The 24735-nt window shown below is 43.9% G+C and carries 22 protein-coding genes; 17 read left to right on the plus strand and 5 right to left on the minus strand.

The genetic code is table 11. From position 1 onward, the window contains the following. The 9 genes from HY064_01965 to HY064_02005 form a co-directional block, all read left to right on the plus strand. Window positions 1-814: hypothetical protein (locus HY064_01965; GenBank protein MBI3509399.1), on the plus strand; the 814-nt coding region annotated here is incomplete at its 5' end. Continuing rightward, a complete protein-coding gene (locus HY064_01970; GenBank protein ID MBI3509400.1) occupies window positions 811-1113 on the plus strand; it encodes a hypothetical protein in 303 nt (100 codons plus the stop codon). The genes HY064_01965 and HY064_01970, both read left to right, overlap by 4 nt. Then, window positions 1092-1511 carry a hypothetical protein gene (locus HY064_01975; protein MBI3509401.1) on the plus strand — a complete coding sequence of 140 codons (420 nt, stop codon included), beginning with the start codon at window positions 1092-1094 and terminating at the stop codon, window positions 1509-1511. Before HY064_01970 ends, HY064_01975 begins: the two co-directional genes overlap by 22 nt. Window positions 1512-1722: 211 nt before the next feature. Further along, window positions 1723-3282 carry a cysteine--tRNA ligase gene (locus tag HY064_01980; protein MBI3509402.1) on the plus strand — a complete coding sequence of 520 codons (1560 nt, stop codon included), beginning with the start codon at window positions 1723-1725 and terminating at the stop codon, window positions 3280-3282. 77 nt (window positions 3283-3359) lie between these two features. Continuing rightward, complete coding sequence (locus tag HY064_01985; protein MBI3509403.1) at window positions 3360-4349, plus strand: M28 family peptidase; 990 nt, start codon at window positions 3360-3362, stop codon at window positions 4347-4349. 234 nt (window positions 4350-4583) lie between these two features. Then, on the plus strand, window positions 4584-5165 hold the full coding sequence (locus HY064_01990) for a hypothetical protein (GenBank protein MBI3509404.1): 582 nt from the start codon (window positions 4584-4586) through the stop codon (window positions 5163-5165). A 178-nt stretch (window positions 5166-5343) separates the two neighbouring features. After that, a complete protein-coding gene (gene polA, locus HY064_01995) occupies window positions 5344-8187 on the plus strand; it encodes a DNA polymerase I (protein ID MBI3509405.1) in 2844 nt (947 codons plus the stop codon). Between the two features lie 138 nt (window positions 8188-8325). Beyond that, window positions 8326-9228 carry a hypothetical protein gene (locus HY064_02000; GenBank protein MBI3509406.1) on the plus strand — a complete coding sequence of 301 codons (903 nt, stop codon included), beginning with the start codon at window positions 8326-8328 and terminating at the stop codon, window positions 9226-9228. Window positions 9229-9300: 72 nt separating this feature from the next. Beyond that, window positions 9301-9744, plus strand: coding sequence for a hypothetical protein (locus HY064_02005; GenBank protein ID MBI3509407.1), 444 nt, complete (start codon window positions 9301-9303; stop codon window positions 9742-9744). 64 nt (window positions 9745-9808) lie between these two features. On the opposite strand, the gene HY064_02010 is transcribed toward HY064_02005, so the two are convergent. The 3 genes from HY064_02010 to HY064_02020 all read right to left on the minus strand — a co-directional run bounded on the left by HY064_02010 (window position 9809) and on the right by HY064_02020 (window position 14054). Next, complete coding sequence (locus tag HY064_02010; GenBank protein MBI3509408.1) at window positions 9809-11902, minus strand: T9SS type A sorting domain-containing protein; 2094 nt, start codon at window positions 11900-11902, stop codon at window positions 9809-9811. A gap of 24 nt (window positions 11903-11926) precedes the next feature. Beyond that, window positions 11927-12652, minus strand: coding sequence for an SDR family NAD(P)-dependent oxidoreductase (locus tag HY064_02015; protein ID MBI3509409.1), 726 nt, complete (start codon window positions 12650-12652; stop codon window positions 11927-11929). 244 nt (window positions 12653-12896) lie between these two features. Beyond that, window positions 12897-14054 (minus strand): cystathionine gamma-synthase, encoded by a 1158-nt coding sequence (locus HY064_02020; GenBank protein ID MBI3509410.1) that lies wholly within the window; start codon window positions 14052-14054, stop codon window positions 12897-12899. A gap of 229 nt (window positions 14055-14283) precedes the next feature. Between HY064_02020 and HY064_02025 the strand changes: the two genes are divergently transcribed. Continuing rightward, window positions 14284-16206, plus strand: coding sequence for a tetratricopeptide repeat protein (locus HY064_02025; GenBank protein MBI3509411.1), 1923 nt, complete (start codon window positions 14284-14286; stop codon window positions 16204-16206). An 8-nt stretch (window positions 16207-16214) separates the two neighbouring features. Continuing rightward, window positions 16215-16562: an arsenate reductase gene (locus tag HY064_02030; protein ID MBI3509412.1), complete on the plus strand. Its 348-nt coding sequence runs from the start codon at window positions 16215-16217 to the stop codon at window positions 16560-16562. Window positions 16563-16622: 60 nt separating this feature from the next. On the opposite strand, the gene HY064_02035 is transcribed toward HY064_02030, so the two are convergent. Then, a complete protein-coding gene (locus HY064_02035) occupies window positions 16623-17744 on the minus strand; it encodes a peptidylprolyl isomerase (GenBank protein ID MBI3509413.1) in 1122 nt (373 codons plus the stop codon). Window positions 17745-17784: 40 nt separating this feature from the next. On the opposite strand from HY064_02035, the gene HY064_02040 reads away from it, so the two are divergent. The 6 genes from HY064_02040 to HY064_02065 all read left to right on the plus strand — a co-directional run bounded on the left by HY064_02040 (window position 17785) and on the right by HY064_02065 (window position 21906). After that, on the plus strand, window positions 17785-18762 hold the full coding sequence (locus tag HY064_02040; GenBank protein MBI3509414.1) for a DMT family transporter: 978 nt from the start codon (window positions 17785-17787) through the stop codon (window positions 18760-18762). Between the two features lie 163 nt (window positions 18763-18925). Beyond that, window positions 18926-19783, plus strand: coding sequence for a YicC family protein (locus tag HY064_02045; protein MBI3509415.1), 858 nt, complete (start codon window positions 18926-18928; stop codon window positions 19781-19783). A gap of 80 nt (window positions 19784-19863) precedes the next feature. Further along, window positions 19864-20259: a four helix bundle protein gene (locus HY064_02050; GenBank protein MBI3509416.1), complete on the plus strand. Its 396-nt coding sequence runs from the start codon at window positions 19864-19866 to the stop codon at window positions 20257-20259. A gap of 40 nt (window positions 20260-20299) precedes the next feature. Next, a complete protein-coding gene (gmk, locus tag HY064_02055) occupies window positions 20300-20860 on the plus strand; it encodes a guanylate kinase (GenBank protein MBI3509417.1) in 561 nt (186 codons plus the stop codon). Between the two features lie 6 nt (window positions 20861-20866). Further along, window positions 20867-21442, plus strand: a complete 576-nt coding sequence (locus HY064_02060) for a nicotinate-nucleotide adenylyltransferase (protein ID MBI3509418.1) — start codon at window positions 20867-20869, stop codon at window positions 21440-21442. A gap of 71 nt (window positions 21443-21513) precedes the next feature. Next, window positions 21514-21906, plus strand: coding sequence for a hypothetical protein (locus HY064_02065; GenBank protein ID MBI3509419.1), 393 nt, complete (start codon window positions 21514-21516; stop codon window positions 21904-21906). Window positions 21907-21964: 58 nt separating this feature from the next. Here the strand turns inward: HY064_02065 and HY064_02070 are convergent, their stop codons facing one another. Next, complete coding sequence (locus HY064_02070; protein MBI3509420.1) at window positions 21965-24658, minus strand: T9SS type A sorting domain-containing protein; 2694 nt, start codon at window positions 24656-24658, stop codon at window positions 21965-21967. Window positions 24659-24735 lie beyond the last annotated feature (77 nt).

Raw genomic sequence — 24735 nt, forward strand, 5'->3', positions numbered from 1 at the left:
CGCAATTGTTGAAGAAGGAAATTATGTGAATAGCTCGAGGACCGGTGTATGGACTTCTTATTATCCATCCGGCGGAAAAAAATCGGAAATGACTTATGTGAATAATCGGCCGAACGGGCATGCGGTTTTCTACAATGAAAAAGGACATAAATCGGAAGAAGGAACGTGGAAAGCAACACACTGGATCGGTGATTATAAAATGTTTTACACAAACGATTCCGTCCGCCAGGCATTTCATTACAATTCGCAGGGAAAGCGCGATGGCGCAAACTACATGTACTGGCCCAATGGGAGATTATGGACTTCTGTCACCTACATCGATGGGAAAGAAAACGATTGGGTGTATGAATTTGATTCCACCGGAAGAATGCTCAGCGAATTTTTTTACACCGATGGGCAAGAAGATATTTCGCAGAGAAAAATATTTCCCGGTTCTTATCATGAAGATCATCCCGGATATAATTACAGTACTGATCATGAATGCATTGATTGTCATGTAGCAATTGTGGTGAACATGAAGGACAGCAGTGACAACGGCAAAATTTCTGATCCGAAACCCGATTCATCCATTGTGATCAATCAGTGGCCGAATGGAAAAGTAAAAAGAGAAACGCTTTTTGTCAATGGAAATTCAACCGGCAACTTCACTGAATTTGACGAGAAAGGAAATCAAACCGGCATTTTTAAAAATTACCGGCTCATAGACGGAGAAGAATATTGTTACGACAGCAAAGGAAAATTAATGCGCATTGCATTATATAAAAACGGAAAATATGTGGGTGAAGCTCCATTACCGGAAAAGGAAAATAGATGAGATCTCTCTTCGTCATACTATTTTTTCTCTCTTGCAGCATTCTTCCTGCGCAAAACGATACGCTCAACCGCATTGACAGTGCAGGAAAAAAACAGGGTTATTTCATCATCACCGGGAAAATGAAAAATGATAAGTCATTTGCAGACTCCGCAATTGTTGAAGAAGGAAATTATGTGAATAGCTCGAGGACCGGTGTATGGACTTCTTATTATCCATCCGGCGGAAAAAAATCGGAAATGACTTATGTGAATAATCGGCCGAACGCTCCAATGGAAAAATGGAATTCGACGTACAAGTAAAAGATGGATTTAGCAACGGATGGACAAAAGAATACAATGACAGCGGACGGCTTTACCGACAGACATTTTTCGTTAACGGATCTATTGATTCTTCAAGAACAAAAATATTTCCCCCGCTTCCGGAAGAAAATGATTCACAAAAAGACAATCGGGATTATCAATACGATCCTAACCGAAAAAAATATTATGAGAATTCAAATCACCATGGATTTGATGAAGGCCAGCGTGTACTTTACAAGAATGGAAAAATCTCTCAGAAAGGAATATTTCGCGATAACAAATTACTGACCGGCGAAGAACGCGTTTACGACGCCAATGGAAATCTTGTGCAGGTAAAATTATTCAGGGATGGAAAATATGTGGGTGATGGCCCTATTCCTGCTGATGCAAATAAGTAGAGAGGTAATTTATTTTTTTTCAAACCAGCAGTTGCGGCAGGCAACGGGTAAATATTGCCACTGATTAACACCGATTACTTCACAGATTTTCTCTGCCGCTGCTGCTGACAACTGTCCGCCCGCCCGCCCGTGCCGGTACGGACGGGGATGACCCGGACGGACGGGCCGCTGATTTTTTTTCCTTCATTCTGCTACCTTTGTCACCGCAGCAATGTCCGGCCAAAAACTTTTCATACACAACACACTCACGCGGAAAAAAGAATTATTCGTTCCGCTTAATCCTCCCTACGTGGGCATGTACGTGTGCGGGCCTACGCTCTACAGCGATGTTCACATTGGAAATTGCAGAACGTTCACTTCATTCGATATCATTTACCGTTACCTCACACACATCGGGTACAACGTGCGCTACGTGCGCAACATTACGGATGTGGGCCATCTCGAAGATGAAAATGCAGGTGAAGGCGAAGACCGTATTGCAAAACAAGCGCGACTGAAAAAACTGGAGCCAATGGAAATTGTGCAGCGTTATGCTTTTGGTTTTCGTGAAGTGATGAATCTGCTCAATCTTGTTCCGCCTTCTATTGAGCCAACAGCATCCGGCCACATCATCGAGCAGATCGAGATGACGGAAAAAATAATTGAGCAGGGATTCGCTTACGTGAAAGACGGAACCGTTTGGTTTGATGTGGAAAAATTCGCGAAGAAAAATAATTATGGAATTCTTTCGGGGAGAACGCCCGAAGATCAGCAGAGTAATACGCGCGAACTCGACGGGCAGGATGAAAAACGCGGGCGACTCGATTTTGCATTATGGAAAAAAGCAAAACCGGAACACATCATGCGGTGGAATTCTCCGTGGGGAGAAGGTTTCCCGGGATGGCACATCGAGTGTTCGGCAATGAGCAGAAAATATCTCGGTGAAACTTTTGACATTCACGGTGGAGGAATGGATCTCATTCCCACGCATCATACGAATGAAATTGCGCAGAGCGTAGGATGTTGTGGTGAAGCTCCTGTGAAATACTGGATTCACACGAACATGCTTACCATTAACGGACAAAAAATGTCGCGCTCGCTTGGAAATGTTTTTCTTCCGGTAGAATTATTTACGGGAATGAAACTCGCTGCCGATTCGAAAAGCGCAACTCCATCGCAGGCAAAACTCGATGGAAAACATCCGTTGTTCGATAAAGGTTATTCGCCGATGACCGTTCGTTTTGCAATGATGCAAACGCATTATTCCAGCACGCTCGATTTTTCGAACGATTCATTACAAGCATCAGAAAAAGGGTTTCGCAAATTAATGGAAGCGGTTCGTCTTCTCGACAAACTCAAAACTTCTGCCACTTCTTCTTTTGACGTGAAAGAATTCAGAAAGCGATGCTACGATGCAATGAATGATGATTTCAATACACCTGTTCTTCTTGCGCAGTTGTTCGATGCGGCGCGCATTATCAATTCGGTGAATGATGCCCGCCCGCACGATGCGGCCGGACGGGGAAAAGAAACTTTAACTGCAGGTGATCTCGGTGAATTGAAAAAAACAATACATGATTTTGTTTACGATGTACTCGGGTTGAAAGATGACGTGATGGAAAATTCCGGAAATGCTGCTGACGGTTTGATGCAACTCATCATTCGCCTGCGTGCCGATGCGCGCACGAAAAAAGATTTTGCAACGAGTGATGTGATCCGCGATGAACTTGCAAAACTGAATATCGTGTTAAAAGATGGTAAGGACGGAACTGACTGGGAAATGAAATCGTAAATTAAGTCATTGGGACGTTCATCTCCAATGGTCAACAAACACTCCATGACAATTCACCAATGACACCAATGTACTCCGTGAAATTTTTTTTCGTTTTAGCTTTCGTTTTCACTCTGGCAATTTCCTCCTGCTCTTCCGGAAATCCAGGCGATCATAAGAATGATTCTGCTGTTACCACTCCGAAAAAACCCAGAGTGAAAGGCCCTGCATTCTCTTCCGACTCGGCATTTGCATTCGTACAAAAGCAAGTTGATTTCGGCCCGCGTATTCCGGGCACACCTGCGCACGACGCATGCGCACAGTTTTTCATTGACAAACTGAAGAGTTACGGTTATCCTGCAACCACGCAGGAATCTTCCGGATCATCTTACGACGGAAGAAATTTCACGATCAAAAATATTTTCGTGCAATACAAACCGGAACGCAAAGAAAGAATTCTCCTGCTCGCGCACTGGGACACGCGCCCGTACGCAGATCTCGACGAGGACACTGCATTCCGGAAAAAACCTTTTGACGGAGCTGATGATGGAGGAAGCAGCGCAGCAGTTCTGCTCGAGATGGCGAAAATTGTCAATGAAAAAGATCCGGGCATCGGTGTCGATTTTCTTTTTTCCGATGCTGAAGATCTCGGTGATAACGGCGGCGATGCAAAAACATGGTGCATAGGAACGCAGTATTGGGCGCAGCATACTCCACCGGGATACACAGCGGGATTTGCAATTCTCCTGGATATGGTGGGAGGAAAAATGCCGCTCTTTCCGCGTGAAGGAACTTCTGTTTTTTTCGCGCCCGACATTGTGAACAAAGTGTGGATGGCTGCAGCGGCACTCGGGTACGGAGGAATTTTTACCAATGATGTGACGGGCGAAACAACTGACGATCATCTTTACATCAACCAGATCACGCGCATTCCCTGCATTGATATCGTGCATTACAATCCCGTTACGCACGACTACCCGGAGTGGCATCACAAGCACACCGACAATATGAGCAACATCGATAAGAACACACTGGGAATTGTGGGCAATGTGCTGGTGGACGTGATCTACAACGAGAATGTGAAGTAGTTTCTTAAGGGCATCTCTAATAACTTCGAACTGCTGCGTTGGGCTACGTCCTCAAAATCCTCATTTACGAATAGTAAATTCCGGTTTTTCGGGCTTGCCCGCCTTGCATTTCTGTATTTTTAGAGATGCCCTTAACAAATCCTCTTCGTTTTTCAACATTTTTCCATAGTTATTCACACACTCTTTCATTTACGCTCTTGTTGTATTTTCTTTGGGTTTCGCAAAAAAAATACAATGAAAAAAATTCTCTCCCTTCTTTTTACTGCACTTTTCGTTTCTGGAACTTCTTACGCGGAACTTGTCTGGAAAACAGGATATGTCATTCTTAATTCAGGCGATTCGGTTAAAGGAGACATTCATGTAAACACGACCAAAGAACTCTCGCTTTTTTCCAAAGTTTCTCTTAAGCAGGGCGAGGCCACAAAAACATACAAGCCCGAAGTGGTGAAAGAATTCGGTTTCGAACAAACACGTTTCATTTCAAGAACGATCGACGGAGAATTGTCATTCGTGAAAGTTCTTTCATCCGGCAGAATAAATCTTTATGAGTTGCAATATGAATTGCAGCGCGGGAATGAAGTGATCGTTGATTCCGATTATTTCATTGAGAAAAATGACGGAAGCGGTTCGCTCGAAAAAGTGAAAACAGGAAAGTTCAAAAAAACAGTTGCCGAACTGATGGCAGATAATACCGAACTGGTGGCCCGCGTTCAGAACGATGATAAAAAATATGAGATCGCCGATATTCAGAAAGTCGTTGAGGAATACAACACCTGGTATCAGCAACAGAACGGTTCCCTGCAGGGATCGCGTTAAGATTTTCCCTTAGTAGTAGTTTCCGCCCTCAGCCCTGAAGCAGCAATGTTTCCGGGCTGTGTGGTTTTTAACCGGAAAAGATTTGAGGATGGAAGAATGGAGTAATTGTACGATTATCTTTTTCTCAACTCCTTCTATTCTCAATTCCCCCATTCGTAATCCGTATATTCGCTTCTCTATGAAAAAGAAATTATTTCTTCTCGACGCATTCGCTCTCATCTATCGCTCTTATTTTGCTTTTGCCAATAATCCACGTATCAATTCGAAAGGTGTTAACACTTCCGCCGTATTCGGATTCACGAATACTATTCTTGAATTGCTCAAAAAAGAAAATCCTACGCACATCGCTGTTGTATTCGATACCGCCGAACCCACGCACCGCCATATCGAATTTGAAGATTACAAAGCACATCGTGAAGAAATGCCGGAAGATCTTGCTGCTTCCCTTCCTTACATTTTCGAATTGCTGGAAGCTTTCAATATCGCTGTTCTGAAATCAGATGGATTTGAAGCGGATGATGTGATAGGCACACTCGCCAAGAAAGCAGAGAAAAAAGGATTCGTCACTTACATGATGACGCCCGATAAAGATTTCGGACAACTCGTCTCCGATAATATTTTCATTTACAAACCCGGTTACAAAGGCGGCCCTCCTGAAAAACTCGGCGTAAAAGAGATCTGTGATAAATACGGAATTAAATCGCCGCTGCAGGTTATTGATATTCTCGGTTTGATGGGCGATGCTGTCGATAATATTCCGGGCATAAAAGGTGTCGGAGAAAAAACGGCCATGTCACTCATACAGGAATTCGGCAGCGTAGAAAATGTGCTGGAGAATACCGACAAGATCAAAGGAAAAATGCGCGAAAAAGTGGAGGCCGGAAAAGAGAATGCAGTATTATCAAAACGGCTTGCAACTATTCTCATTGACGCTCCTGTTCCATTGGATGAAGAACATTTGCGCGCAAAAGAGATCGATCGCGAAAAAGTAAAAACTCTTTTTGCAGAAATGGAATTCCGCCGTCTTGCTCAACAGGTGCTTGGAGAAGAACTTCCTGCTGCTACCAATGGAAAACAGGAAACAGCAGACGATTCTTCCAATGAGAATTCAGGCCCGTCGAAAAAAACAAAACCGGGGCAGATGGATATTTTCGGCCATACCGGGAAAACAGAAGAAGAAACTTCCTCCGATGCGGAAGAAAAAGTGCTGAAGAATATTGAGAACACCCCTCACGAATATGAACTGACCGATACCGAAGCAAAAAGAAAAAAACTTATTCATGAACTGAATTCAAAAAAGAATTTCTGCTTCGATACGGAAACCACCGGGCTTGATACACTTTCGGCAGAACTCGTAGGCATGTCCTTCAGCTGGAAGGATCATCACGGATTTTACATTCCGTTCACCGGCGATAAAAAAGAAACGCAGAAGATCGTAGATGAATTCAAACCGCTTTTCTCGGATGAAAAAATTATCAAAACGGGACAGAATATAAAATACGATATGAGCGTGCTGAAAAATTATGGCGTGGAAATAAAAGGTGTGTTGTTCGATACGATGATCGCGCATTATCTCATTCAGCCCGAAATGCGTCACGGGATGGACGTGCTCGCCGAAACTTATCTCTCTTATTCTCCTGTAAGTATTGAAACGCTCATTGGTAAAAAAGGGAAAAGCCAGATTTCCATGCGCGATGTTCCGATTGAAAAAATAAAAGAATATGCAGCAGAAGATGCCGACATTACCTGGCAACTCGCAGAATATTTTTCTCCGAAACTGAAAGAACTCAATGCACAGAAATTATTCGAAGAAATAGAAATGCCATTGGTGCCTGTACTTTCCGCAATGGAAAGAGAAGGAATTGCACTGGACGCTGCATTCCTGAAAAAACTTTCAGGCCATCTGGAAAAAGATATTGAGAAGATCGAAAAACAAATACAACAACTCGCAGGCACTGCATTCAATATTTCTTCGCCGAAGCAAGTGGGAGATATTTTATTCGAAGTTTTAAAAGTTGCAGAGAAACCGAAAAAAACAAAAACGGGACAGTATGCAACCGGTGAAGATGTATTGCTGAAACTCGTGAACAAACACGCGATCGTTCCTGCTATTCTCGATTATCGCGAACTCGTGAAACTGAAAAATACGTACGTCGATACGCTGCCGGAAATGGTGAATCCTGTTTCGGGAAGAGTACACACTTCCTTCAACCAAGTGGTCGCTGCAACCGGAAGACTGAGTTCAGATAATCCGAATCTCCAGAATATTCCTGTCCGCACCGAACGCGGAAAAGAAATACGGAAAGCTTTTATTGCGCGCAATAAAGATCACCTGTTGCTCAGCGCCGATTATTCCCAGATAGAATTGCGCATTGTTGCTTCTATCAGCGGCGATAAAAATATGTGCGAAGCATTCCGCGAAGGAAAAGATATTCACACGGCTACTGCGGCGCACGTGTACGGCATCAGCGAAAAAGAAGTGACGAAAGAAATGCGTTACAAAGCGAAGAGCGTGAACTTCGGAATCATTTACGGACAAGGCGCATTCGGCCTCGCAGAAAATCTCGGAATTCCAAGAGCAGAAGCAAAAGAACTCATTGAAAATTATTTTCGGGAATATTCCGGAATAAAAAAATACATGGACGACACGGTGAACTTTGCGCGCGAGTACGGGTACGTGCAAACTATACGCGGGCGCCGGCGCTACCTGCGCGATATTTCTTCGGCGAATGCCGTGGTGCGCGGATTCGCAGAACGCAACGCCATCAATGCGCCGATACAGGGATCAGCAGCAGATATGATCAAACTGGCAATGATCAATGTGCACCGTGAATTGACCGCGCAGAAATTCAAAACGAAATTACTTTTACAGGTTCATGATGAACTGGTATTTGACGTTCCGCAAAAAGAAGTGGAGAAAGTAAAACCGGTCATTGAATCGGCGATGCTGAATGCATTGCCGCTGAATGTTCCCATCGAAGTGGGAATAGGCACAGGTGTGAATTGGCTGGACGCACACTGATGCGAATTACGAATAGTGCAGCTATGCGTATCATTCGTAATTCGTATCACTTTGTTCAGAAATTCTTTTAATATGCTGCACCATTCACTTGCCATTATGCGTTATACTGAAGTATATTTGGCGGCAATAAAATAAAAGATGTTCAAACGCTTCTCATCCGTTATTTTTCTCACGATTGTTTTCACTGCACTTGAATTCTCCTGTAGTGATACGGCCAATAATGGCAATGCAGGATCTGATACCACCGCGATCGACCTGAATAAAAATGTTGTTTCTGCGCAGAATGTTTTTTATTACGTTCCGTCGCCGGTTGAAATGGCCAGTCTGCTGAAAACTGCGGGAGCGAAATACAATAAAAATTTTCTGAATGATCCGATGAATGCACCGAAGTACAGCACCACTTCATCGCGCGCATTGAATCTCGGTGTGTATGGAACTGATCTCGCATTCGCCGGAATTTTTGATGAACATGCAGAAACAATGCTGTACATGAATTGCACCGGCAAGATCGCTGATGCGCTGCACGTGAGTTCTGCTTTCGATAATGACCGCCATTCACGTTTGGAAAACAATATGAATAATCGCGACAGCGTGTTGAGTATTATCACCGATACGTATTGGGATTGCGATGCATTGTTCCGCGAGAATCATCAGGACGAAGCTTCTTCGCTCATGCTCGCCGGAGGATGGATAGAAGGCCTCTATCTCGCATGCAAAGTGGCGGAAGAAACAAACAGCAACGATATTCGCATTCGCATCGTGGAGCAGCGTTCTGCGCTTGATAAACTCATTGTAGTGCTCGATAAAGAAAATAATTCCGACGTTAAATCAATCGATGATCAGTTGAAGTCGTTGAAAAAATATTTCGACGCACTACCGAAAACTGCCGACGGGCCCGTAAAAAACTCGACAGATACTTTAAGCGGAGTCACCACGGTCGGCGATGATACCCAGAAACAGGTTAGTCTTAATGACCTGGAATTCAACAATATATTGGCACTTACCACTTCTATCCGGAATTCAGTTGTAAATCAGAACTGAAACTCCTTCCCGATTTTTTTCGTAAAAGCAGTTTGGCACACTTTCTGAAAAGTTTGTCATAAAACCCCGTCTATGTTCACTCGCTCGAAAGCAATTTTCTTTGCCGCACTTTTCTCCCTGGCAATTTCTACTGACGTTGTTGCGCAATGCAGTAAAACGTGGGTGAGAAAAAAATGTATTCCCAAGATCGCGCCGTTCATTCACAACGGGCAGATGAATACCACGCAACTCAAAGAAGGCGAAACCATGTCCACTTCACTTACTTTTTATTCGGGACAGGAATACCGCATTCTCGTTTGCTATGAAGAGACACTCGAAAATGTTTCATTCGTTGTTACCGATATGACAGGACAAGTGATCTTCGATTCGAAACTTCATAACAATACAGATGTGTGGGATTTCAAAGCGAAAAGCACCAGTGATCTCAAAGTAACGGTGACCGCAGGAATGAATGACGGAGGCAACGGAACAGCTGCGGGCTGCGTTTCAGTACTCGTAGGATTCAAGACGAAATAATAAATCTGTCAGAAAAAAACCGGCAGAGAATTTCCGCCGGTTTTATTTTTTTTAAATCCGCCGCTCAGTTCACGATCATTTTCTGCGTGATGCTTTTTCCTTCGCTGGTTGTGAGTTGTACAAAATAAATTCCTGCGTCGAGTTCGGCTGTGCTTACCGGGAACTGGTGTTCGCCGGAAGCAAGTTGTCCGTCATAAACATTTTTCACAATTCTTCCGGTCACATCCATAATGGTGATGGAAGCATTCATTGTTTTTTCCGCTCCGAAACTGATGTTGGTGTTGTCGCCTGCAGGATTCGGATAGATCGCAAAATTTTCTATGCCGGCTTCCGGAGAAAATATTCCGGTGGTGCCTTGTATGTTGATGTCGTCGATATAAATATTATTTCCGCCGTCGCTCGTGAATTCAAATTTAATTCTGACGTCAGAATTAGTTGCCACATTGGAAACACTTACTGTTACAAGCCGCCATTGTGCAGATGAAGTGGGTGTAAATGAAACGCCGGTAGGAGAAACAGTAGAAAGTGTAGTTCCTGATTTCAAATAACGCTGTGACCAGGTTTGCCCGCAATTCGTTGACACGAGTATGCGCAATTTATCGAGATCAGTAGAAGTGCGCTGCGCAAATGCGAGACGGAAAGTGAGTGAAGGCCCGCCGGTGATTGCAGAAAAATCAACTGATGGACTCACTAATTCATCAACCGATCCCGCACTTGAAGCAGAATTGGAAAGTTTCGCAGAAGCAGAACCATTGTATGCGGCTGTAGTCACTCTTGTCCATCCGCTACCGGTGGGATTAATAACGACCCAGTCATTCGTGAAAGTGCTGCTGGTTTCCCATCCTTCAAAATAATTCCATTGATTGTATTGCGCAGTGGTCGAAGAAACATAAATGAGATTTGTTCTGGTAACTGTATTCGATCCGGTAGCATTGGTTGCTGTAAGCGTTACGCTGTAAACTCCAGGCGTGTTGTATTGCACGATAGGAATAGAATCGGTGGAAGTGGAAGGCGTTCCTCCGGGAAAACTCCAGAGCCAACCGGTAGGATGACCATTCCAGGAAATGTCAGTGAACGTAATGCTTCCTCCGGCACACACCATTGTTGTATTGTAAGGAAGAAAATCTGCTTTAGGTGTGCACACATTCTGCGGAGAATTCAGCGCGCCTGTCGCTACCATATTCGCTGCGGTCCACAAACTATTTCTTTGTCCTGTTCCGCTCGTGAGGGCGCTGCGCATGCGCGAAACCTGCCCGGCAGTGAACATGACGGAGCAATAAGAATACTCCATGTAGTTCTGCACATTCTCATGAATGGTGGCATTGCAGATCTCATTATTCGTAAGCGGGCAGGAAGTATATCCTTTGGTAACCGGCGTGTCTGTAACACCATCATTTCCGCAAGCCACTCCCGGATTATTGGTATTTCCCCACACATGCTGAAGATTGAGAAAATGTCCGATCTCGTGAGTGAGCGCGCGCGAGGTAGATGTATTTCCGGTTCCGATGCTTCCGATGTAACTCGAAAGAATGAGAACTCCATCTGTACTTGAAGAAGGCGCTGTTCCCGGCAAATAAGCATAGCCGGCTACACCTGTTGTACCAATGGATTTTACCACCCACACATTGAGATATTTATTTCTTGGCCAGTCATTCAATTTGGAATTATCATCTGCATTATTGGTGAGCGAAGAATAAACGCGGTCAATTCCGTTCGTACAATTTCCATTCGGATCAATATTTGCAAGACGGAATTCTACATTCACATCAGAAGCGATGGCGCCGAAACCATTTACGATAGCGGCAGTATCTGCATTCAGTTTGCGGTAATCGCGATTGAGAATATTCACTTCATCGATCACCTGTGCATCAGAAATATTTTCAGAACCGTACATGTGAATGATGTGAAATACAATGGGAATAATGTAAAGCGTAGTCGCCAGGTGCGCTTCCGGGTAACCATTCTGAAATTCGCTGCGGTCGTGGTTCTCTGCGTCCTGCTGGCTGCGATCGAAATCGGATTTCAATTCCGGGTGTTCAGCAAAAACTTTCGCCATCTGCTGATCGGTTCCGCAATGAAGATAGCTGTCGTCCTGGGCACTGAGCGTGAATGCGCCGAAAAGAAACGCAGCAGATACTGTGGTAATTTTCCTGGTCATATTGGTGTGGTAAAGTGAGACGTTTTATGCCCTGATATCTTTCACTGAAAATAATGTTTCTGTGAATTTTTCAGGGACATCTAAGATAGCACAATATTTTTCCGCAATCAATAGCGGATCGGCGAGTGAATCCGATTTTTTATACTCGATAAAACGCTGCACCTGGCTGAATTCGGAAATATTTACCGTGCGTATATCGTCCTGCATTGCGGTATTCACCACACCCGGCGCTACAGCGAAAATATGCGTGTTCACATTCCCGCTTAACCGGATCTCGTCTGCCACTACGCGTGTGTACATGTCGAGCCCGGCTTTCGTTGCACAATAAACGCTCCATCCGTCAATGGGATTTTTACCGGCGCCGGAACTGATATTGATGATGATTTTTTTTGCCGTGTGATCGTGATACGTTTTCAGGAATGCGTTCGTAAAAATTGTGGGTGCAACAAGATTCACAACATAAGCCCGTCGAATAGCATCGGCATCCATCCTGCCGGAATATTTCACTTGTCCCACAATTCCTGCGTTGTTGATGAGCGCGATTTTTTTTGCGTGAAACAGCAATGGAAATTTCCATTCGCTTATTTCTTTTTCATTGGAAAGGTCGAGCGCGTAATGCTCATAACGCGAATGCGTGATCGCGCACGTGCGTGCAATGCCGGTCACAAAATTATCTTCACGCTTCAATAATTTTTCCGCAATGGCTTTTCCAATGCCACGGGAAGTTCCGGTGATGAAGTAGTGATTCATTTCGATTACAGATTTTCAGATTACAAATTACAGATTAAATATTCTACTGGGATGAAATTTCGATATTCAACGCAGAGACACCCCTCAATTTGTAATCTGTAATTGAAAAATTTGTAGGGCATCTCTAAAAACACAGAAATGCAAGGCGGGCAAGTCTGAAAAACCGGAGTTTACTATTCGTAAATGAGGGTTTTGAGGACGTAGCCCAACGCAGCAGTTCGAAGTTATTAGAGATGCCCTGTCATTACCCAAGCGCCTGCTTCAGATCATCCAGCAGATCATTCACATCTTCAATTCCAACACTGAGCCGAAGAAGATTATCCACCACTCCCACTCTTTCGCGCTCTTCTTTCGGAATGGAAGCGTGCGTCATGGTCGCCGGATGATTCACCAATGATTCCACACCACCCAGTGATTCTGCCAATGAAAAAACTTTGAATGATGATGCAATACGGAAAGTTTCATCGAGATTCGCACCTTTCAAAACGATGGAGATCATTCCGCCGAAATCTTTCATTTGTTTTTTTGCTGTGTTGTGATTCGGGTGATCAGGAAATCCGGGCCAGTAAATTTTTTCTATCCGCGGATGCGTTTTCAAATACTCAGCGATCTTTTTCCCATTGGCACAATGCCGGTCCATGCGCACGTGCAGCGTTTTTATTCCGCGCAAAACAAGAAATGAATCCATAGGGCCGGGATTTGCGCCGCATGAATTGAGAATGAAATAAAGTTCATCATAGAGTTTTTTGTCATTCATCACAAGTGCGCCCATCACTACATCGCTATGCCCGCCGAGATATTTTGTAACCGAATGCATCACAATGTCTGCACCGAGTGCCAATGGATTCTGCAGATACGGTGATGCAAAAGTATTATCGACCGCGAGCAGAATTTTATTTTCCTTCGCAATTTTCGCACACGCTTCAATGTCGATGATCTGCATCGTGGGATTCGTAGGCGTTTCGAGCCAGATGAGTTTTGTATTCTTATTCACCTGCTTTTTCACATTCGCTGCGTCACTCATATTAATGAAATTAAATTTTATTCCGTAGTGCGCAAAAATTTTCGTGAACATGCGGTAACTTCCCCCGTAAAGATCATCGCCGGTAATTACTTCATCACCGGGGCGCAATAATTTTATCACCGCATCCATTGATCCCATTCCGCTGGAGAAACACAAACCATATTCCCCTCCTTCGAGTGCAGCAATACATTTTTCGAGAGCAACACGTGTTGGATTTTTTCCGCGCGCGTAACCGTAACCTTTATTTTTTCCGGGGGATTCCTGGACGTAAGTAGAAGTCTGGTAAATGGGCGTCATGATCGCACCGGTAGAAGGGTCGGGCTCCTGTCCGGCGTGAATGGCTTTGGTGGCGAAGCGTAATCCGGAGGCGTCTTTCATTGGGAAAATTTGAATTGTAAAGTTGCAGATTTTTTTGTCGTCCCCGTGCAATGAACGAAGAGAAATTGATTGGGTTTCCTCCTGTTCCTTCACGTCATAAATTATTACATTTGAAAATACGGTTACATTTTTCAATATGTGTACTACGAGGGCGGTCTTATTTGTCTTTATTCCTTTCCTTTTGTTCGCGCCACTTTCTTCTGCGGCACAGAACAGGAAAATAGATTCGTTGAGAACGCTACTTGCTTCCGATCGCACGGACACATTGAAGATCCGCCACCTCGTTGAAGAATCAGGCGAATTCATGAACATCGGGGGATATGATTCGGCCATTCTCAAGAGTAATCTCTCACTGGAATTATCACTGAAAAATAATTTCAGTTCCGGCATCATTTCTTCCTATGGAAACATAGGGCTGGTGTATTACAACCAGGGAGATTTTCCGAAGGCGCTTGATTTTTTTTACAAGGAGTTGAAGAAAAGTGAAGAGTGGATGCACAGCCGCGAGATCGGCGTCGCTTATCATCATCTCGGTGTGGCTTATGCAGGACAATCGAACAATGTGAAAGCGCTCGAATATTATTTCAAAGCGCTGCAGATTTATGAGCAGATCGGGAATGAGAGCGGGAAAACGAGGATTCTCGGAAATATCGGGTTGATCTATTTATCGGAAAACAAATTCGACGAGGCGCTCGATTTTTCCAATCGCGCCCTTAGCTCTTTCGAACTACAGAAAGATGAGCACGGAATAGCAAGACAACTTTTCAATATTGGAATTATTTACAAAATGAAATCAGATGATGCGAAAGCATTCGAATATTATTTCAAAGCCCTTGCACTCGCGCGTAAACTGGATTATGTGAATGTGACGGCAGGAATATATCTCAGCATTTCCAGTCTCTACCGGTCGGAGGGAAAAACAAAAGAAGCGATCTCTTACATCGACAGCGCGCTCGTGATACAGACGCGCCTGCACATTGTAACGGGCCTGCGCGATGCGTATTATGCGCGCGCGCTCGCTGACAGCACGCTCAGGAATTTTCCCGGTGCATTTGAAGATTACAAATTATTCAAGCAATGGAGTGACAGTGCATCCAACCAGGAATCCTCCAACCTGATCGCGCGCCGCGAGATGAATTACGAATTGGAAAAAGCAGAATCGGGGAGAAAAGCAGAGGAAACAAAAAAGAAACTGCTGGATGATGAAAAGGACCGCAAACAAAAACTGATTGATCGTTCCATTATCATCGGACTTATTTTCATGCTCGTCTTCGCCGCATTTATTTTCCGTTCACTCCGCGTTTCAAGAAAACAAAACCGGATCATTAAATCGCAGAAGAATGAAGTGGAAGATCACCAGAAGCGGATCATTGACAGTATCACGTATGCAAAAAGATTACAGGAAGCCATTCTTCCATCGGCAGATCTTTTCAAAAAACATTTCAGCGATCATTTTATTTTTCACCGTCCGAAAGATATTGTTGCAGGAGATTTTTACTGGCTGGAAGAAATGGACGATCACATTTTTCTCGCGGTGGCCGATTGCACGGGCCACGGAGTTCCTGGCGCAATGGTATCGGTAGTGTGCAATAATGCGCTCAACAGAACCATCAAAGAATTCGGCTTGAAAGATCCTGGTAAGATCCTGGATAAAGTGAATGAACTTGTTGTCGAAACTTTCCGGAAGAGCAGCGAGGAAGTCCGCGATGGAATGGATATTTCATTGCTGGTGATGAACGTAAAAAATAAAAAAAATATTTCCTGGGCGGGCGCCAATAATCCATTGTGGATCGTTCGCAGGAAAAAACTGCTGAGCATTCCTGCCAACAAACAGCCGATTGGCCACCAGGATAACCGCAATCAATTCACGACACAAACCCTGATGCCTGAGAAAGAAGATTGCATCTACTTTTTTTCAGATGGCTTTGCCGACCAGTTCGGAGGATCTGAAAAAAATGATGCCGATAAAATAAATGAAAGCGAATTCGGGATGGGGAAAAAATATAAATACAAACGACTCAGTGAAAAATTGTGCGGGATAAGTGACCTCGGAATGAATGAACAAAAAAACAAACTCGAAAAAGAACTGGATGACTGGCAAGGCGGCCTCGAACAGGTTGATGACATCTGCATTGTCGGAATCCGCATCTGATGAAAACCATGAACTGTTTTTACTACCTCTCCTCCTGCTCCACCTGCGCACGCATCATCAAAGAAACTGCGATCGACAAAAAGAAAATTCCATTGCAGGATATCAAGTCAGAAAAAATTTCTCCGGAACAACTCGATGAGATTGCAAAACTTGCCGGTAGTTATGAAGCGTTGTTCAGCCGCGTTGCATTGAAATATAAAACGCTCGATCCGAAACCGACGACGGAAAAAGAATACCGGAAATTAATTCTTGAAGAATATACTTTTCTGAAACGCCCGGTGGTGATCCTCGGAAAGAAAATTTTCATTGGCAATTCGAAGAAGAATGTGACGGCGCTAGCTGCTGCAGTAAAATAAGATCACAAGTTGATGTTGGCACAATCAAACGTCGGGTGTAACACCCGACGACACTCGTTGCTATTGCTTAACGAGTTTTCCCTGCTGTATTATTTTATTCCCATCTGCAATGCGATAAAAATAAATTCCTGCCGGCTGACTGCGAAGATCAATTTCGCAGGAAGAATTTTCAGTGGATGTTTTCAGAATACTTTTTCCTGTCACATCAAAAACTTCTATCGTGTTCTTATTTTCCATTCCTGAAAATAAAAACTGTCCGTTACCCGGATTCGGTGTCACCGATACCGGATCAGTTGTTGTGTAAGATTCAATTCCCGTTCCCGAAATAAGAAAATTCCATATCGGTGAATAGGCGCTTGTATCACCGCCGTTATTACTTTTCACTCTCCAGTAATACCTGCTTCCCGAAATAAGCCCTGTCACCGTGTATTGATTGGTTCCCACATCTACATTGCGATAAGTTGTTGCGAAAGTTGAATCTGTAGAAATCTGGACGTGATAAATAATTCCATCACTCTGTGCATTCCATTTCAAAACTCTGTTTGTTACTGCACTGAAAGAATTATTCAGCGGCTGCGTGAGAACAGGAACAGTGGCTAACGTATCATTCGAGCCAATGTACGTGATGAACATTTCTATTTTCACCAGCGGATCATCCACCGAATCTCTTGGTTGCATGACGATGGTATCCACGACATCCATTCCTGAAATAACGCGGCCGTAAATAGAATATTGGCCATTGAGCCACGGCGCTGCAGCTACACAAATAAAAAATTGTGAGTTGGCGCTGTTGATCCCTGTATCGCGCGCAGCAGAAAGAATTCCTCTTACATGTTTTGCTGCTGAAAATTCTGCCGGAACATTCGGTTGAGTAGAATCTCCGTATCCCCATGTTGAACGCGGGCCGTGTCTCGAATTAGGATCTCCTCCCTGTATCATGAAACCGGGGATCACTCTGTGAAATGCTGTGCTGTCGTAAAATTGTGTACTTACGAGACTGTCGAAATTATTTACAGCAAGCGGCGCTATAGCCGGAAATAATTCCACATCAATTGTTCCGAGATAGTTCCCTGCTTTTTTGGTGATGATCTGGTATTGCGGTTTACCGGTGAATGCTGTTTGTGAAAAGCACGCAGTGGCGCTTAAGGAAATAAAAAGCAGGACCAGGGGAAACTTTTTCATTTATCAAATGTAGTGAGTTATGAGTTATGAGTATTGGGTTTTGAGAAGTCACCGATCGGAAATTCCTGCATCACCCATCACCCAAACCTATAACTCAATACTCATTACCTTAGCGATCGTGAACAGAACTTTTCTTGCTCACCTTTCTCTCTTCACTGCAATGGCGATCTACGCTGCGGGATTCACCATCATCAAAGAGGTTACACCTTCACACATTTCTCCGATAGGATTTGTTGTACTGCGATTACTTGGCGCTACTCCACTGCTCTGGTTAACGGGAATGATCGTTGGAGAAAAAATGGCGCGGAAAGATATTCTCAAATGCGCTTTGCTTTCTTTATTCGGAGTTTCCATCAACCAATCGCTGTTCGTGAAAGGAATGAGTCTTACTTCACCCATCAGCGGTGCGATCATCATGATCACTTCTCCACTGCTGGTACTGATCCTCGGAAATATTATTCTGAAAGAAAAAATAACATGGCAGCGGTTAACCGGAATAATTGTCGGGCTTGGCGGCGCGGTTTTCCTGGTGATGATGAATCTCCGTAACACTGTTTCTGCAAAAGCAGATTCACCTGTTGGAGATATTTTCATTTTCATCAATGCCATCTCATGGGGAATTTTCTTAGTGCTGGTTAAACCGATGATGCAGAAATACCATACGATCACTATTCTCAAATGGGTTTTCCTTTTCGGCATGGTGATCATTGTTCCGCTGGGAACATCCGATGTAATGAAAGTGAACTGGCATGAAGTGGATGGACACACCTGGTTCAATATTTGTTTTGTTGTTTTTGCTGTTACGTATTTCGCTTACATTCTGAATACACTTGCATTGAAGGCGCTGAGTCCGACGGTGGTGAGCGCATACATTTATCTTCAACCGGTTTTGGCGGCTGCTATTGCATTGTACCTTGGAAAAGATGTACTCTCGTGGCAAAAAATTGTTTCTGCGTTGATGATCTTCAGTGGCGTGACACTGGCGAGCCAGAATAAAAAGAGCGCGGCTGCCCAATGAAAACGGGAGACGGAAGATGGCTTTACTTCAATTATAGAAATTAATATTTTCTTCGAATGCAGGAATTTGTTCCATCCTTCAACATCCATCTTCCATTCGTATATTCGCACCAATTCGTATTCCGTACTTTCGTAAAATCCGTAATTCGTACTCTATGAAATCAATGACCGGTTATGGCAAATCCGTTTGTGAATTGCCGCAGAAAAAAGTAACGATCGAGATCCGCTCGCTCAATAGCAGGCAACTCGATCTGAATCTGCGCATGCCTTCGGTTTATCGTGAGAAGGAATCGGATATCCGCTCCGAGATCTCAAAAAATGCGGAGCGCGGCAAAATAGATTTTTCAATTTTCATTGAATCGACGATGGAAGAACCGGCGGCCACCATCAACCAGTCTCTTGCCGCATCTTATCATAAAGAGTTGAAAAAACTTTCGAAACATCTCGGTGAAAAAAGCGACAATCTCCTTTCCATTGTGATGCGCCTGCCTGATGTGCTAAAAAATGAAAGACAAGAACTGGATGAGAAAGAATGGAAGCTGGTAAATAAATCGATTGCAGAAGCATTGCAGTCTTTTTCAAAATTCCGCGCTGATGAAGGAAAAACGCTGTCGAAAGAATTCACTTCGCGCATTCATCTCATTCTTGAAAAACTGGAAGGAATCATTGCACTCGATCCGCAGCGTGCGGCGAATGTGCGCGAGCGGCTGGAAAAAAACCTGGCAGAAGCTGTGGCAAGAGAGAACGTCGACAAGAATCGTTTCGAGCAGGAACTCATTTATTACCTCGAGAAACTCGACATCACGGAAGAAAAACTGCGATTGAAAACACATTGTGATTATTTTCTGAAGACGATGAAAGAAGATTCCAACGGCAGAAAACTCGGTTTCATTTCGCAGGAAATAGGAAGAGAAATAAATACGATTGGATCAAAAGCGAATGATGCGGGAATTCAGAAACTCGTTGTGGAAATGAAGGATGAACTGGAGAAGATAAAAGAACAATTGTTGAACGTATTATAGTTTTTCTACACTTGCGTCCCTTTTTATTCAAGATTCAAGATTCAAGATTTTTTTAAGTTTTATTATTAATTTATTTTTTTATGGCTAGCTACAAACGATTTGAAGATTTGCCCGTTTGGCAGAAATCAAGAGTATTCGCAAAAGATGCTGACTCGTTGATCAGAAACTCCCTCATTAAAACAAACTTTAAGCTGAAAGACCAGATGAGCGGCTCTTCCGGATCGGTGATGGATAATATTGCGGAGGGATTTGAACGCGGTGGCAACAAAGAATTCACAAATTTCCTATCGTACTCAAAAGGTTCGGCGGGGGAATTCCGGTCACAACTTTACAGGTGTCTCGATTGTGGTTACATCACGCAGGAAGAATTTGACAAATTGAAGATGGATGCCGAAAGAATCAGTGGCGAACTGGAGGGATTCATCAATTACCTGAATAATTCTGGGCGAAAAGGTCATAAATTTGCCAACAGATAATTTTCAATCTTGAATTTTCAATTTTGAATGTTGAATCCGGATGGAAGGCAAACTCATAATATTTTCTGCACCCAGCGGCGCGGGTAAAACCACGATCGTTCATCACCTGCTGAAAACTTTTCCTACTCTGGAATTCTCTGTTTCTGCAACCAGCCGCAAACCTCGTGGCGACGAACAATTTGGTGTCGATTATTATTTTTATTCCGAAGATGAATTCCGTGCGCGCGTGGCAAATAATGAATTCGTGGAATGGGAAGAAGTTTATCCGGGACAATTGTATGGTACACTTTATTCAGAAGTGGAACGCATCTGGAGAAAAGGCCATCATGTGATCTTTGATGTGGATGTGCAAGGCGGACTCACCCTGAAAAAAAAATATGCGGAAAAAGCGCTGGCCATTTTTGTGCGCCCGCCTTCGATTGAAATACTCGAAAAAAGACTGCGGCGGCGTGCTACTGAACCGGAAGAAAAAATAAAAATTCGCGTAATGAAAGCTACTTCAGAAATGCAATTTGCGCCTTCGTTTGATTTTACGCTGGTCAATGAAAATCTCGAAAAAGCTTTTATCGAAGCGGAAGGATTGGTCAGAAAATTCCTGTAGTACTCTATGAAAGTCGGCTTATTATTCGGAAGTTTCAATCCTGTTCACATCGGGCATCTGGCTCTCGCAAATTATATGCTGGAGTACACGGATCTTGATCGTGTGTGGTTCGTTGTATCGCCACACAACCCGCTGAAGGATAAAAAAACTTTACTCAGTGATGTGCAGCGTTTGCAGATGGTGCGGCTGGCAATCGGAGATCATGCGCACATGAAAGCAAGTAATATTGAATTCGATCTTCCGCAACCTTCTTACACGGTGAACACGCTGGCTTACCTGAAAGAAAAATATCCGGATGATGAATTCGCATTGATCATGGGTGCTGATAATTTAGAGACACTTCACAAGTGGAAAAATTATGAATTCATCCTGGAACATCATCGAATTTTAGTTTACCCGCGCAAAGGCCACGACGGCGGAAAACTGAAAGATCATCCGTCTGTTTCTTTCACCAATGCGCCTCAACTGGAAATATCCGCTTCGTTTCTGCGTGAAGGGCTGAAAGCAAAAAAAGACCTGCGCCATTTTTTCCCGGGCGAAGTCTGGAATTTTGTGAAGACGATGAATTTCTACCAGAAATAATTTTCGTGTAAAAGATTCTTGCTTTGTTCAGATAAATCAATTTAATTAGTCCTCTCTAATTCACTTCCCCCGTGAACAAAACCGTTCAACACCGCACAGGTACCATTTCTCTTATTGGAGATATTTATCATTTTCAGATCAATGAAGGTGTGGAAATTGAATTGCAGGATGCGATCGAATTAGTGGAGATCGGTACGCGGCTGACCAAAGGTTTGCGCGTTGGCGCGCTCGTGGACGGGCGGTCGGGGTACACGGATACGAACGAAGCAAGAAAATATTTCGCTGAGAAAACTGCGCAACAACAATTCCTTGCAGTGGCTGTTATCACACGCGCACTTCCTCAACGCCTGCTCGTGAATTTTTACATCAATGTAAATCAGCCGAATGTTCCTACAAAAATGTTCACCGATGAAGAGAGTGCGATGAAGTGGCTGAGAGAACAATTAGACGGAGAAAAAAAATAACCGCCGTCCCTTCTGCATATTTATCAGCGTGAACGACGGTTATTCATTTACAATTTTATTATTCGATCACCAAGCGCTTCACGGCAGTTCCTTTTTCTGTTTTCACCTGTACCATGTAAACTCCTTTCGCAAGTGAAGAGAGATCCATTTTTTCTGTGAAGATTCCTGCGCCTGCATTTTCCGTTTTTTCATAGGCAATTTGTCCGATCGCATCAAAAACTTTCACTTCTATTTTTCCGGAAATTAAAACCTGAATATTCAACTGGAAATTTCCATCATTAGGATTCGGCGCTATACTGAAAGAATTCTGTAATAAATTATCCTGGGCAATTCCATTCGGGTTAGCCGTATTGATATTTGAAAGTGCATTGCTGTAATCGAGCGGTTGATAAGAAGAATTGATCGTGCGCGATGGCGCGCATCCACCGAATGGATGAACTGCTTCTACCAGATAATAATTCACACCCGCAGGTGGCGCCGGATCATTATAAATGGTGGTTGATGTAACGGTGGTAAGCAGTGAGAGTGTGCTGATGGATGTGCCCCGATAAATATTGTATTGCGTAACCGGCAATCCTTCGTAAGCTGTCCATGCAAGATCGAATCCTCCTGTTCCGTCTGGAGTGGTCTGCAGGAAAATTGTTCGGTGATGATAACTCGTATCCGATTCCTGCCCGCAAGGATTCACTGTTGTGATCACATATCGGTCGGCATTCAATTGTGGAGTAGAAGCCATATCCGTGTAAGTCGTGAATTGCGAAATAGGTTGTGAAGCAAGAAGTGCATACTGGCCCGTTATAGGATTCTCCTTGTAAATATTGTAGTAACCATTCAACGGAGAACCCCATCTTTCCCATATCACAACATTTTTATCGAGCGCAGTATCCACGCTCACAAAACAAATCTGCTCGTTGTAATAATTCAATGTATCAAGGATCACCTGGAAAGTATCCTGCGCGGTCATACATGCATTTGATGCAGTAACGGTGTAAGTAATGTTCATGCCGGTATTGCTGAGTGGATCATAAATATTCGGATTGTTCAGCGATGAAGAAGGAGACCAGGAATAAGTTGCATTCGGGTCATTCGAATAAGCACTCAATTGAATCGTATCTCCGCAATAAAAATATCCGAGCGTTCCTGCGTAAACCCAAAGCGCAAATGCAGTTACACTTGTTGTACCGGTGTAAGAACATCCAGATGCATCAGTCACTGTAACTGTATAGGATCCGACAGGAAGACCGGAAATATTCTGCGTAGTTTGTCCGCCGGGTTGCCAGAGATAAGTATAAGGAGCAGTTCCTCCATTGGGGAAAGCAGACGCGGCGCCATTATTTCCATTACAGGTATCAGGTGCTGCACTAACCACTGCAGAGAAACTTGAATTATTCGCCACAAAAACAGAATCTGTATTCATGCATCCGGAACCAACATCGGTTACCGCCACATAATAATTTCCTGAAATAAGTCCGTTTGCTGTTGCATTCGTCCCTCCCGACGGCGACCAGTTGTAAGTGAACGGACCTGTTCCGCCGGAAACATTCACAGTTGCACTTCCTGCAGACGAACACGTAACTCCAACCGAAGACATAGTGAGCACTGCACCTGTGTAACTGACCGTGACACTTGCTGAAGCGCAATCGCTTCCATCCTGCACAAACACCGAATAATTTCCCGCAGCGAGATTGGTCGCAGTAGAAGTTGTTTGTCCGCCCGGCAACCAGAGATACGTATAATTTCCACTGCCCCCTGTAACATTCACCGATGCACTTCCATTCCCATTGCAATTATCCGGAATAGAAGAAGTGGAAAGAGAAAGATTGGTTGCAACAGGTGTACACGAAGAACAGGTTGTTTTAAAATACAACCCGGCAACAGCGAGCGTGTAGCAATCTCCCCCATTATCATTCAGCGAGTAATTACAGGTTGCCTGTCCGTTCGTGACATTTGTTACAGTTGAAATTTCATTCCACCAGTTGAATTGCGGAGTGGGGACCGTTACGCCGTTCATGATCACCGTGTACGTGTTGAACTGCATATCACCAACAAGACAGAACGCGGTACCTGAAGTAGAATTCGCGCATGCATTCACATTCATCATCGTGTGACTCATGGGCCCGGACGCGACCGTATGACAACCATCGTCCATCACGAGTGTTCCTGTCCAGTTTGCCGAAGGATCACTGTAAATTACTATGAGTGTTGCGCCTTCCACATCGACCGTTGCAGTGTTGGTACTCACAGGAAGTCCGCTCAGTGAATAAATTCCGGGACCTGTAATGCAGGAAGTAACATCTGCTCTCCACACATGTGTTCCGTTCATTCCCCAGCAAACGTCAATGGAATTTCCGATATCCGTCATCGGAAAATTTGTGGTAGTAGTGGAAGGATCGGTAATGGTTGCTGTGATTGACGGAGCAACACCGAGAGCTTCTGTGTACAAATAAGCTTTGAGAACAGTTGCACACGCGGGCATGGCTACCGTAAGCGGCGCAGGTTGTGCAATTCCTATTGGAACAAAACGCTGGCCGAGACGCTGCGATGACATGCAATAATTTAATCCGCAGGCGGTGTTACTGTAAATATTATTCAGCGTATCGTTTCCATTCTGTGGAGTGACGACAGGTCCGACCAGTCGCTGCGTATGATTATGCTGCGCGGCCCATGCGGCGGTTCCGATCTGAGGAATTTGCGCGGCAATAAATGCCGGAAGAAAAACTGCAGCAATAATTACCTTTTGAATTTTTTTCATGATGCTTTTTTTATGCAATTGCAATTTATTTTTTCGGGATATTATCTCCAATGTTCTGCATCATCTTTTGTAAAAAA

Source organism: Bacteroidota bacterium, assembly GCA_016194975.1.
Classification (GTDB): Bacteria; Bacteroidota; Bacteroidia; order Palsa-965; family Palsa-965.

Bases quoted from the DNA above. Each gene is read 5' to 3' on its own strand.
- HY064_01970 (MBI3509400.1), top strand. From the start codon at position 811: ATGAGATCTCTCTTCGTCATACTATTTTTTCTCTCTTGCAGCATTCTT.
- HY064_01975 (MBI3509401.1), top strand. From the start codon at position 1,092: ATGGAATTCGACGTACAAGTAAAAGATGGATTTAGCAACGGATGGACA.
- HY064_01980 (MBI3509402.1), top strand. From the start codon at position 1,723: ATGTCCGGCCAAAAACTTTTCATACACAACACACTCACGCGGAAAAAA.
- HY064_01990 (MBI3509404.1), top strand. From the start codon at position 4,584: ATGAAAAAAATTCTCTCCCTTCTTTTTACTGCACTTTTCGTTTCTGGA.
- polA (MBI3509405.1), top strand. From the start codon at position 5,344: ATGAAAAAGAAATTATTTCTTCTCGACGCATTCGCTCTCATCTATCGC.
- HY064_02000 (MBI3509406.1), top strand. From the start codon at position 8,326: ATGTTCAAACGCTTCTCATCCGTTATTTTTCTCACGATTGTTTTCACT.
- HY064_02005 (MBI3509407.1), top strand. From the start codon at position 9,301: ATGTTCACTCGCTCGAAAGCAATTTTCTTTGCCGCACTTTTCTCCCTG.
- HY064_02010 (MBI3509408.1), bottom strand. From the start codon at position 11,902: ATGACCAGGAAAATTACCACAGTATCTGCTGCGTTTCTTTTCGGCGCA.
- HY064_02015 (MBI3509409.1), bottom strand. From the start codon at position 12,652: ATGAATCACTACTTCATCACCGGAACTTCCCGTGGCATTGGAAAAGCC.
- HY064_02020 (MBI3509410.1), bottom strand. From the start codon at position 14,054: ATGAAAGACGCCTCCGGATTACGCTTCGCCACCAAAGCCATTCACGCC.
- HY064_02030 (MBI3509412.1), top strand. From the start codon at position 16,215: ATGAACTGTTTTTACTACCTCTCCTCCTGCTCCACCTGCGCACGCATC.
- HY064_02035 (MBI3509413.1), bottom strand. From the start codon at position 17,744: ATGAAAAAGTTTCCCCTGGTCCTGCTTTTTATTTCCTTAAGCGCCACT.
- HY064_02045 (MBI3509415.1), top strand. From the start codon at position 18,926: ATGACCGGTTATGGCAAATCCGTTTGTGAATTGCCGCAGAAAAAAGTA.
- HY064_02050 (MBI3509416.1), top strand. From the start codon at position 19,864: ATGGCTAGCTACAAACGATTTGAAGATTTGCCCGTTTGGCAGAAATCA.
- gmk (MBI3509417.1), top strand. From the start codon at position 20,300: ATGGAAGGCAAACTCATAATATTTTCTGCACCCAGCGGCGCGGGTAAA.
- HY064_02060 (MBI3509418.1), top strand. From the start codon at position 20,867: ATGAAAGTCGGCTTATTATTCGGAAGTTTCAATCCTGTTCACATCGGG.
- HY064_02070 (MBI3509420.1), bottom strand. From the start codon at position 24,658: ATGAAAAAAATTCAAAAGGTAATTATTGCTGCAGTTTTTCTTCCGGCA.